Source organism: Pseudonocardia endophytica, assembly GCF_004339565.1.
GTDB lineage: Bacteria > Actinomycetota > Actinomycetes > Mycobacteriales > Pseudonocardiaceae > Pseudonocardia > Pseudonocardia endophytica.
In genome coordinates, this window is the sequence record NZ_SMFZ01000001.1 from 1,640,327 (window position 1) to 1,651,216 (window position 10,890).

Here is a 10,890-nt window from a genome sequence, read left to right on the forward strand (position 1 = left end):
CAGCGTGTCCGATCAGCCGGCGGCCACCGAGAGGAACTGCGTCTCCTGGAAGGCGGCCAGCCCCTCGTGGCTGCCCTCGCGTCCGAGACCGGACTGTTTCATCCCGCCGAACGGTGCCGCCGGGTCGGACACGACTCCGCGGTTCACACCGACCATTCCGCACTGGAGAGCCCGACCGAGTGCCACGGCATGGTGGGTGTCGCCGGCGAACACGTAGCCGGCCAGACCGAACTCCGTGGCGTTGGCGGCGCGCAGCATCTCGGCCTCGTCGTTCCATCCGATGACCGGGGCGACCGGCCCGAAGATCTCCTCGGTGGCCAGGTCGGCGTCCGCGGCGACGTTCCGGATGATCCGGGGCGCCAGGAACGAGCCGTGCGCCGGAACGGCGGACGGCGGGTGCGCCTCGTCCGCACCGTTCTCGACCGCGGCACCGACGAGCGCGGTGATACGGGCGACGGCCCGGTGGTCGATCAGCGGGCCGACGTCTGTCCCCTCGTCGGCGGCCGGCCCGATCCGCCGGCCGGTGAAGGGCACGGTCAGCCTCTCGACGAACTCGTCGAGCACCGCCGAGTGGACGAAGAAGCGATTCGCGGCCGTGCACGCCTGCCCGGCGTTGCGCAGCTTGGCCACCATCGCACCGGCGACGGCTGCATCGAGGTCCGCATCGGCGCACACGACGAACGGAGCATTGCCACCGAGCTCCATGGAGCAGTTCACCACCCGACCGGCAGCGGCCCGAAGGAGGTGCCTGCCGACGGCTGTCGAGCCGGTGAACGAGAGCTTCCGCACCGCATCGTGCGCGAGCAGGACGTCGGTGACCTCCCCCGGCCTGGTCGTCGGGAGAACCGTCAGGACACCCGGCGGCAACCCCGCCTCGCCCAGGAGGTCGGCGAGGGCGAGGGCGGTCAGGGGAGTCTCGGCCGCAGGCTTGACGACCATCGTGCATCCGGCGGCCAGAGCCGGAGCAACCTTGCGGGTGATCATCGCGGCCGGGAAGTTCCACGGTGTGACCAGGTATGCCACTCCGACCGGCTGCGACGTGACGACCGTCGTGCTGCGACCGTCGGGAGCCGTGACGTAGCGCCCCTCGGAACGAACCGCCTCCTCGCCGAACCAACGGAAGAACTCGGCTGCGTAGGCGACCTCGGCTCGCGCATCGTCCGGCGCCTTGCCGGACTCGGCCGAGATCAGTGCGGCGAGCTCGAGCTCACGCTCCTTCATCAACCGGAACGCCTCGACGAGGATCTCCGAGCGACGACGCGGAGCCGAGGCGCCCCACTCGACGAGCGCGGCAGCCGCAGCGTCGGCTGCCAGACCGGCGTGCGCCGCTCCTGCGTCCGGGACGATGGCCAGCTCGGCATCCGTGGCCGGGTCGAGCACGGCGAAGCCGGACTCGGTGTCGCGGTCGAGGCTGCCGATCCGGAGCGTGCGTGGGGAGCGGACGACGTCGAGGACGGCTGGGCCGGGCATGGGGCGGTCTCCGTGGAGTCGGCGGATCGAGCTTCGCTGAACGCTAGAGCCGCCCAGCCCGACATCCTAGAGTGCAGACCAGACATCTGATCTGTGGCAGTGTGCAAAACTGCCACCGTGCCGACGCTCGCCGACATCGTCGCGATTCCCGAACTCGGCCTTCGCACGCTCGCGGCGACGGCGTCCGGTCGACAGCTGCGCTGGGTCGCGACCAGTGAGCTGGCGGATCCGACGCCGTACCTCGAGGGCGGCGAGCTGCTGCTCACGACCGGGCTCGTTCCTCCCGACTGGAGCGTCTACGTCGACCATCTGGTGCGAGCCGGCGTCGTCGCGGTCGGTTTCGGTGTGGGCCTGAGCAGCTCCGACGTGCCGCCGGAACTCGTCGACGCCGCTGCGCGGGAGGGACTCGGGCTCGTCGCCGTCCCGGAGGTCACGCCGTTCATCGCGATCAGCAAGGCGGTGGCCGAGCTTCTCGCCTCGGAGGAGAGCGCGCGGATCCGCGCTGCCCTGGAGCTCCAACAGGAGCTCGTCCGGACGTTCCTCGGGCGCGGCGGTGCCGGCGCCGCGTTCCGCGCGCTCGCGCGAGCGACCGCAGGCGCGGCCGCGCTGGTGGACGGAGAGGGTGCGGCGGTCACACCCGCGGACTTCCGGCTCGGCGAGCCAGGGCGGCGCGCGCTCGTGTCACTCCGGAACGGGACGGCGCAGGGCGCCGCGACCGAGGTCGACGACGGCGGAGTGACCGTGGTGCAGCCGGTCGACCCCGACGGCGATGGACCGTTCCTGGTCCTGACTACCCGGACGGCCCCCGACGGGCTTCTCCGCGCGGCACTGGTCACTCTGGTCGCGCTCCTCTCGCTGGACTCCCGGCGTGCACGCGCCGCCGACGAAACCGATCTTCGACTCCGCGACCGGACGACTCGACTGGTGCTCGACGGCAATGCCGAAGCGGCCCGAGGACTCGCCCTGGTCATGCGCGCTGAGCCGACCATTCCGGCGTCGGTCCGCATCGTCAGGGCCGACGGGCTCCCGGCCGGCGAGCGCGGCCGCCTGGCCGTGAGCCGTCCCGACATCCTGACGGCCGACGGGGGCGGCGACGAGCTGGTGGCGGTGGTCACGGACGCGCAGGCCGGCGATCTCGTCGACGATCTGCGCGGTCGGGGCGGCCGAGTGGGAACCGGCCCGCTCCTTCCCGTCGGCGAGGCGTCGTTGAGCGACGCGGGCGCCCGTACCGCGTTGGCACTCACCGCCCCCGGCCCCCTCCAGGTCGTCACGTGGGACGACCGATTCCGCGGTGACGTGCGCGCAGCGCTACCCGATCCGGCTGCCCGGGTCCTCGCCGACCAGATCCTCGGGGACGTGGGCGACGATCCGGTGTTGCTGGACTCCCTGTACGCGTTCCTGAACCACCTCGGTCACTGGCAACCCGCCGCGGACGAACTCGGCATTCACCGCAACACCCTCCGATCCCGCATGGACCGGGTCGCAGCGATCACTGGTCGCTCCCTCGACACCGCAGCCGCCAGAGCCGACCTCTGGATCGCCGTCGTCGCAGCTCGGGAGGACCGGGCTGCAGGCGGCGCGCGGTCGATCTGATCTCGATCGTCTCGAGACCACTGACGACGGCTTCGGCGCCGGACCGGGTGGCGCGAATCCGGGCCCCGGCCCGCGACGAGACACGACGCGCGTGATCGGGTTAGTGTCGACGCGCCGACGGTTCGCATCGGGTCTCCGCGAGGGGGCCCGGCGCGAGGCAAGAGGGAACCCGGTGCGATTCCGGGACTGCCCCGCAGCGGTGAGTGGGAACGACCGCCGTCAGACGCACTGGGAGCGATCCCGGGAAGCGACGGCCAGTAGGAGCGAGCAGGGCGCCCACGAGTCCGAAGACCTGCCGCCGGTGCGTGCACCGGCCGGTGCGCGCGGGTCCGTGGCCTCGTGGGAGGGCCGAGCGGAAGCCGGGTCGCCGTACCCGTGTGCCGTCGCGCTCCCCACCCGACCACGGGTCCTCCACCGCTCGCGAGGAGGAGAGCCGTGACATCAGGCAACCGATTGGGCAGCACCGTTCTGGGGTGGCCCCGGATCGGACCGCGCCGGGAGCTCAAGCGCGCGGAAGAGGCGTTCTGGGCCGGACGAACCGGTGCGGACGAGCTGCGGTCCGTGGCCGCCGACCTGCGGCGGGACAGCTGGACCGGGCTTCGCGACACCGGCCTCGGCCAGGTGCCGGGCAACACGTTCTCGTTCTACGACCACGTCCTGGACACCGCGCTGGCGGTCGGCGCCGTTCCGGAGCGCTTCGCCGGGATCACCGACCCGCTGGAGCGGCTGTTCGCCATGGCCCGCGGCCGCGAGGGCGCGCCGGCCTGCGAGATGACGAAGTGGTTCGACACGAACTACCACTACCTCGTCCCCGAGCTCTCGTCCTCGACACGGCTCGCGCCTGCCGACCGCAAGGCGCTCGACGAGTTCCGCGAGGCCCAGCGCGCCGGCGTGGTGACGCGGCCGGTCCTGGTCGGGCCGGTGACGTTCCTGCTGCTGTCCAAGCCGGCCGACGACGCGCCGGAGGGCTTCCGTCCGCTGGACCTGCTGGATCCGCTCGTCGAGGTCTACCGGGACCTGCTGGCCGAGCTGGGCGAGGCGGGTGTCGGCTGGGTGCAGCTCGACGAGCCGGCCTTCGCGGCCGACCGGACGAAGGAGGACCTGGACGCCCTGCGCCGCGCCTACGACCGGCTCGCCGCCGCGCCGCGACGGCCGAAGGTCCTGGTGGCGTCGTACTTCGGTGAGCTCGGACCCGCGGTCCCGGTGCTGGCCTCGACCGGCGTCGAGGGTCTCGCGCTCGACCTGGTCGCCGGCGCGTCCGACCTGGACCGCATCGGCGAGATCGAGGGGCTGGACCGCAAGACGGTGGTGGCCGGCGTCGTCGACGGACGCAACGTCTGGCGCACCGACCTCGACGCCGCGCTGGCGAAGGCGGAGGCGCTGCGGCCGGTGGCCGGGCGCGTCGAGGTCTCGACGTCGTGCTCGCTGCTGCACGTTCCGTACGACCTCGACGCCGAGACGGGGCTGCCGCAGAACGTCGTGGACCGGCTGGCCTTCGCGCGCCAGAAGGTGGACGAGGTGGTGCTGATCGGGCGCGCCCTTCACGAGGGCCGCGACGCGGTGGCCTCGGAGTTCGATGCCGCGGCCGCTCTCGCCGAGCAGGTCCGCGCCGCTGCCGCGCAGGACGGCTCGGTGCGACGGCGCCTGGCCGACCTCGGTCCGGACCACTACCGGCGCGGGGCCGCCGACGTCCGGGCGAAGGCCCAGCGCGACGCGCTCGGCCTGCCGCAGGTGCCGACGACGACGATCGGCTCGTTCCCGCAGACCGGCCAGATCCGCAAGGACCGGGCGGCGCACCGGGCCGGCGAGATCGACGACGCCGAGTACGAGTCACGGATGCGCGCGGAGATCGCCCGCGTGGTCGGGATGCAGGAGGACATCGGGCTGGACGTGCTGGTGCACGGCGAGCCGGAGCGCAACGACATGGTCCAGTACTTCGCGGAGAACCTCGACGGGTTCGCCACGACGGAGCTGGGCTGGGTGCAGTCCTACGGCTCGCGGTGCGTGCGTCCGCCGATCCTGCACTCGGACGTGTCCCGACCGCGGCCGATCACCGTCGAGTGGGCCCGCTACGCGCAGTCGCTGTCGGACAAGCCGGTCAAGGGCATGCTGACGGGCCCGGTGACGATCCTGGCGTGGTCGTTCGTGCGCGACGACCAGCCGCTGGGCGACTCCGCGCGGCAGGTAGGGCTCGCACTGCGCGACGAGGTGGTCGACCTGGAGGCGGCCGGTATCCGGATCATCCAGGTCGACGAGCCTGCGCTGCGCGAGCTGCTCCCGCTGCACGAGCGGGACCGGCAGGCGTACCTGGACTGGGCCGTCGACTCGTTCCGGATGTCCACCGGCGGGGTCGCCGACTCGACCCAGATCCACACGCACCTGTGCTACTCGGAGTTCGGCGAGGTCGTCGGCGCCATCGACGGCCTCGACGCGGACGTGACGACCGTCGAGGCGGCGCGCTCGCGGATGGAGGTGCTCGGCGAGCTCGGCCCCGGCGTGCCGCGCGGGCTGGGCCCCGGCGTGTACGACGTGCACTCACCCGAGATCCCGGACACCGACGAGCTGACCGGCCAGCTGACGGCCGCACTGCGGCACATCGGGCCGGACCGGCTGTGGGCCAACCCCGACTGCGGGCTCAAGACCCGCGGTGAGCCCGAGACCGTCGCCGCGCTGACCAACCTGGTCGCCGCGGCGCGGCGGGTCCGGGAGAGCTGACGGCGTGGTCCCCGGCCGGGCCTCCCGGCCGGGGACCCGTCTCCGGTCAGCCGTACAGACGTTCCGCGTTGTCCCGCAGGACGGCGCGGGCGAGCTCACCGTCGCCGGTCGCGGCCGCCAGCCGGGCCAGCTCACCCGCACGGTCGCCCCACGGCTCGTCGCTGGCGAACAGCAGGCGGTCCGCCCCGATGCCGCGGCGCTCGATCTCCGCGGCCATCCAGCGCGGCGCGAAGCCGATCGCCCAGCTGGTGTCGGTGTAGACCTGCTTGCCGGCCTCGATCCAGTCGAAGAACCGGCTGCCGATCAGCTTGATGTGCCCGCTCATGCCGCCCCCGAGGTGCACCAGGTGCAGGCGGACGTCGTCGGCGTACCAGTCCACGAGATTACCGATCTCGTCCACATCGGACGCCCCGCCGGGCGAGGTGTGCACGTGCACGGTGAGATCGTGCTCGCGGGCCGTCGCGAAGATCTGGTCCAGCTGCGGCCGGCACGCCTCGTCGGACGCCCGGCCGCCCAGCAGGAAGCTGATCTTGATCGCCTTGACGCCCTGCTCGCCCGCGTACTTCAGCGCGGCCGCGGTCATCTCCGCGTCCTGCGGGCGGGGCGACGCCCAGATCCCGGCCCGGATGCGCGAGTCGGTCGCCGCGGCCTCCAGACACAGCTCGTTCAACGCGAACGACGCCGACGCGTCCGGCACGCCGTAGTTCGGGATGGCCAGCGCGAGCTCCGTGCCCTCGGCGTCCAGGTCGTCCTGGAGCAGGCGCACGGTCGCGCGCGCGGAGATGTCCGGGTTGACCGGCGGTCCACCGTAGAACGGGAACGAGGGCAGCACCCCGAGGTGCCGGTGGGCGTCGTGGGGAGAGACAACCGTCATGTCGCATAGTGAATCACGTATCTGATAATGATTGCTAGACTGCTCATGTGTTGAAACCAGCTGTTGACATCGTCGTGCACGCGGACGTGTCGATCCCGTACCTGGACGCCGACGTCCGGGCCGCGGTCGACGGCCTGCGCGGGTGCGCCGTGTCGCTGGACGACTTCCGGGGCGGCAGCTGGTTCGCGACGGCGTCGGTGTGCGGCGAGGTGGTCGGCTTCGCCAGGGCGGTCCGCTCCACGGCCACCCGGGGGTTCACCCCCGCCCTGCGCGCGCTCGGCCCGGACCGCTACGACGAGTGGCTCGCCTGCGGCCTCGAACTGGTCGAGGTGGTGGTCGGCACCGGCAGCCGTCTCCTCGGCATCGGCACCTCGCTGCACCGGGCCGTTCTCACCCCGGCCCGGGGACGCAGGGCGTGGACGCAGCTCGACGGCCCGGACCCCGCGGGGACCGGGGAGTGGTTGCGTCACGGCGGATGGACGCCCGTGTCCCACGATCGCTGGACGGGCGCCACCGTGTTCCTCGATCCCCGCCACCCCGCGGTGCGCGACGGGCCGGCGAGCTCGTCGGTGGTCGCGTAGCCGACGTCGGCTCACGTCACGGTGACGTCGCCGTGACGGGGCCGGCCGGGCGCTCAGAGGCTGTCGGACGTCGGCGGGACGACGCCCTCGGCGCGGTAGACCTCCTCGGTGAACGTGTAGAGGGCTCTGCGGCAGCGTTCGAGGAGCGCGGAGGCGTCCTTCGCCTGGTCGTCCGGGAAGAAGTCCCGCGCGCTGATCTTGTCCAGCCATGCGGCCAGGCGGTCGAGTGCCTGCTCGTTCTCCTCCATCTCGGCGAACGAGTAGTTCTGCCGGCCGGACTCCCTGCGCAGCTCCCCGAGCAGTTCCTCTCCGCGCTCGGCGAACTCGCCGTACTCCTTCGCCCGGTCCGCCCGGAAGCGGGCGACGATGTCCGCGTCCTCGGTCGTCGCACCGACACCGGCGCGCAGGACGACGGCGGTGCCGCCGTGTTCGTGCACGTAGTCCGCGAGGCGGCCGAAGAACTGCTCGTGCACCGGCCCACCGGGCAGCATCCATGCCCCGTTCTGCACCCCCACGGCTCCGGCCGACCGTGCCCGTCGCCAGACGGCGACCCGTCGGCTGGACGGCGACGCGGGGAGCTGAGCCAGCAACAGGACCCAGTCGAGCTGCTGGCCGTCGGGCTCGGTCACGAGATCAACGTTACGGGCTTTCGGCGCGGAGGACGGTTCGGGTCGGGTCACCGGTCCGCGGACGGGTAGGGCACGAACGTGCTCCGCTCCTCGACGATCATCGGGGACTGGTCGAGGCGCGGGAACGCACGCTGCGGGCACTGCTCGCGGCTGCACACCCTGCAGCCGGCGCCGATCGGCGTCGCGGCGTCCGGGTCGTCGAGGTCGAGCCCCGCGGAGTAGACCAGCCGGCGCGCGTGCCGCAGCTCGCAGCCGAGCGCGATCGCGAACGTCTTTCCCGGGCGCCCCCACCGGCCGGGTGTCCGGTGCGCGGTGCGCGCGACCCACAGGTACCTTGCGCCGTCCGGCATCGCCGCGACCTGCACGTGGATCTCCCCCGGCGAGGAGAACGCGTGGTAGACGTTCCACAGAGGACATGTGCCGCCGCCACGTGAGAAGTGGAAGCCGCTGGCGGACTGTCGCTTCGACATGTTGCCCGCGCGGTCCACCCGGACGAACGAGAACGGCACGCCCGGTGCGGACGGTCGTTGCAGTGTGGACAGACGGTGGCAGATCGTCTCGAAGCCCTGCCCGTAGTGGTCGGCGAGGCGCTCGACGTCGTAGCGGAAGTCCTCCGCAGTCGCATGGAACTCGCTGTAGGGCAGCGTCAGTGCGGCCGCGAAGTAGCGAGCCAGGCCGATCCGGGTGAGCGTGTGCGCCGACCCGTCCAGCTGCTCGTCGGCGGCGAGCTCGTCGATCAGCCCGTCCTGCTCGAGGAACGCCAGCTGGGTGGCCATCCGGAAGGCCTGTTGACCCGGCCGCAGGTGCCCGGAGAGCTGCAGCACGCGTCGCGTCCGGTCGTAGCGGTGCAGCTCGCCGCTGCGGTCCGGGCCGTCCTCGAGGCCGGCGATCGTCACCCCGTGCGCGGTGCGCAGACGGTCCGCCAGAGCCCGCCGGACCTCGCCGGGGCGGACGCCGATCTCGACGGCCAGGTCCTCGGCCGCGTCGTCGAGCTCGGCCACGTGGTTGCGGCGCCGGTAGAAGACGTCACGCACCTGCTCGTGCGGTGAGGCGGTACGCACGGGATCGCTGCCGTCGCGCGGGGCGTGCGTGGCGGCGGCGAGGTGCTCGTCACTGCGGCGCCACCGCCGGTACAGCTCCAGCACGGCGTCGGCGACGGCGGGGAGCTCTCCGGCCAGCCGCTCGATCTCGGCCGGCGGGACGGCCCCGGCCGCCGATCCCGTCTCGGAGAACACCTCGTGCAGCTCGGCGACGAGACGTTCCGGACGGCGTGCGGCGAAGAACGCCGCGTCCACACCGAACACCTCGGTGATCTTCAGAAGCACCGGCACCGTCAGCGGACGGGAACCGTGCTCGATCTGGTTGAGGTAGCTCGGCGAGATCGCCAGCGTCCGGGCCAGCGCGGCCTGACTCATCGACCGCGTCTCGCGCAGCGCGCGCAGACGCGTCCCGGGGACGCCCTTGCCTGCCATGCGCGGAACCGTAGCGAACACCACCCTTCGCAGACTTCGCAAGCGGGCTCCGAAAGATCCTCAGACCTTGGCATCCGGCCAGCGTCGCGCGATCGACGGTCCGCTCCCGATGCTGGTCGCACCCCGTTCGACTTCCCTCGCGGCGACCCGGCCACCGCCGGTCGCCGAGTGACGAGGAGCACGAGACGAGACTTCGCAGAAGGAGCACGACATGACCGGGAGCACCCGGCAGGAGCGGATCGACGAGCTGGGGCGCCGCTGGGCGACGGACCCGCGATGGGCCGGTGTCGAGCGCGGACACTCCTCGGCCGACGTGGTGGCGCTGTCCGGCAGCGTCCGCGAGGAGAACACGCTCGCCCGGCTCGGGGCGGAGCGTCTGTGGAGGCTGCTGCACGAACGCGACTACGTGCACGCGCTCGGCGCGCTGACCGGCAACCAGGCCGTGCAGAGCGTCAAGGCCGGGCTGGAGGCGATCTACCTGTCCGGCTGGCAGGTGGCGGCCGACGCCAACCTCGCCGGCCAGACCTACCCGGACCAGAGCCTGTATCCGGCCAACTCGGTGCCCGCGGTGGTGCGGCGGATCAACAACGCGCTGCTGCGCGCCGACCAGATCACCACGCTCGAGGGCCGCGAGGACGTCGACCCGCACTGGCTCGCGCCGATCGTCGCCGACGCCGAGGCCGGCTTCGGCGGCCCCCTGAACGCGTTCGAGCTGATGAAGGCCATGATCGCGGCCGGCGCGGCGGGCGTGCACTGGGAGGATCAGCTCGCGTCCGAGAAGAAGTGCGGCCACCTCGGCGGCAAGGTCCTGATCCCGACCGGGCAGCACGTCCGGACGCTGAACGCGGCACGGCTGGCCGCCGACATCGCCGACGTGCCGTCGGTGATCGTGGCCCGCACCGACGCCCAGGCCGCCACCCTGATCACCTCCGATGTGGACGAGCGCGACCGGCCCTACATCACCGGGGAGCGAACCGCGGAGGGCTTCCACCGGGTGACGAACGGGATCGAGCCGTGCATCACCCGCGGACTGGCCTACGCCCCGTACTCCGACCTGCTCTGGATGGAGACGTCGGTGCCGGACCTGGAACTGGCCCGCAAGTACGCCGAGGCGATCAAGGGCGAGTTCCCGGACCAGATGCTGGCCTACAACTGCTCTCCGTCGTTCAACTGGCGCAAGCACCTCGACGACGACACCATCGCCCGCTTCCAGCGCGAGCTCGGCGCGATGGGCTACTCCTTCCAGTTCATCACGCTGGCCGGATTCCACGCGCTGAACCACTCGATGTTCGACCTGGCCGCGGGCTATGCGGCCGACGGGATGACGTCCTACGTGGCGCTGCAGGAGCGGGAGTTCGCGGCCGAGGCCGACGGCTACACCGCCGTCAAGCACCAGCGCGAGGTCGGCACCGGCTGGTTCGACGCCGTCTCCAACGCGATCAACCCGGACTCGTCGACGACGGCACTCGCCGGGTCGACGGAGGTCGAGCAGTTCCAGCACTGAGCAGCCGGGCCGGGCCGCTCGAACCGCGGCCCGGCCCCCGTCACCGCCCGGA

At 72.3% G+C, this 10,890-nt stretch carries 8 protein-coding genes and 1 riboswitch; of the genes, 4 read left to right on the forward strand and 4 right to left on the reverse strand.

Translation table 11 applies throughout. The features are described from left to right. Positions 1 to 12: 12 nt before the first annotated feature. Positions 13 to 1,470 (reverse strand): aldehyde dehydrogenase family protein, encoded by a 1,458-nt coding sequence (locus tag EV378_RS07290; RefSeq protein WP_132422032.1) that lies wholly within the window; start codon positions 1,468 to 1,470, stop codon positions 13 to 15. A gap of 117 nt (positions 1,471 to 1,587) precedes the next feature. Here EV378_RS07290 and EV378_RS07295 point away from each other — a divergent pair, with 117 nt between their 5' ends. Continuing rightward, positions 1,588 to 3,063, forward strand: a complete 1,476-nt coding sequence (locus EV378_RS07295) for a PucR family transcriptional regulator (RefSeq protein ID WP_165922178.1) — start codon at positions 1,588 to 1,590, stop codon at positions 3,061 to 3,063. Between the two features lie 101 nt (positions 3,064 to 3,164). After that, positions 3,165 to 3,377: riboswitch (cobalamin riboswitch) on the forward strand. Positions 3,378 to 3,498: 121 nt separating this feature from the next. Continuing rightward, positions 3,499 to 5,778: a 5-methyltetrahydropteroyltriglutamate--homocysteine S-methyltransferase gene (metE, locus tag EV378_RS07300; RefSeq protein ID WP_132422036.1), complete on the forward strand. Its 2,280-nt coding sequence runs from the start codon at positions 3,499 to 3,501 to the stop codon at positions 5,776 to 5,778. Positions 5,779 to 5,824: 46 nt separating this feature from the next. Here the strand turns inward: metE and EV378_RS07305 are convergent, their stop codons facing one another. Further along, complete coding sequence (locus EV378_RS07305) at positions 5,825 to 6,652, reverse strand: amidohydrolase family protein (protein ID WP_132422037.1); 828 nt, start codon at positions 6,650 to 6,652, stop codon at positions 5,825 to 5,827. A 50-nt stretch (positions 6,653 to 6,702) separates the two neighbouring features. Between EV378_RS07305 and EV378_RS07310 the strand changes: the two genes are divergently transcribed. Beyond that, complete coding sequence (locus tag EV378_RS07310; RefSeq protein ID WP_165922179.1) at positions 6,703 to 7,233, forward strand: hypothetical protein; 531 nt, start codon at positions 6,703 to 6,705, stop codon at positions 7,231 to 7,233. Positions 7,234 to 7,286: 53 nt separating this feature from the next. On the opposite strand, the gene EV378_RS07315 is transcribed toward EV378_RS07310, so the two are convergent. Both EV378_RS07315 and EV378_RS07320 read right to left on the reverse strand, forming a co-directional pair. Further along, a complete protein-coding gene (locus EV378_RS07315; protein ID WP_132422041.1) occupies positions 7,287 to 7,862 on the reverse strand; it encodes a Chromate resistance protein ChrB in 576 nt (191 codons plus the stop codon). Between the two features lie 47 nt (positions 7,863 to 7,909). After that, positions 7,910 to 9,334, reverse strand: coding sequence for a short-chain fatty acyl-CoA regulator family protein (locus EV378_RS07320; RefSeq protein WP_132422043.1), 1,425 nt, complete (start codon positions 9,332 to 9,334; stop codon positions 7,910 to 7,912). Positions 9,335 to 9,545: 211 nt separating this feature from the next. Between EV378_RS07320 and aceA the strand changes: the two genes are divergently transcribed. Further along, positions 9,546 to 10,838 (forward strand): isocitrate lyase, encoded by a 1,293-nt coding sequence (gene aceA / locus EV378_RS07325; RefSeq protein WP_132422045.1) that lies wholly within the window; start codon positions 9,546 to 9,548, stop codon positions 10,836 to 10,838. Positions 10,839 to 10,890: the final 52 nt, after the last annotated feature.

Excerpts from the sequence above, each read along its gene's own strand:
- EV378_RS07290 (WP_132422032.1), bottom strand. The coding sequence starts at position 1,470 with ATGCCCGGCCCAGCCGTCCTCGACGTCGTCCGCTCCCCACGCACGCTC.
- EV378_RS07320 (WP_132422043.1), bottom strand. The coding sequence starts at position 9,334 with ATGGCAGGCAAGGGCGTCCCCGGGACGCGTCTGCGCGCGCTGCGCGAG.
- aceA (WP_132422045.1), top strand. The coding sequence starts at position 9,546 with ATGACCGGGAGCACCCGGCAGGAGCGGATCGACGAGCTGGGGCGCCGC.
- EV378_RS07305 (WP_132422037.1), bottom strand. The coding sequence starts at position 6,652 with ATGACGGTTGTCTCTCCCCACGACGCCCACCGGCACCTCGGGGTGCTG.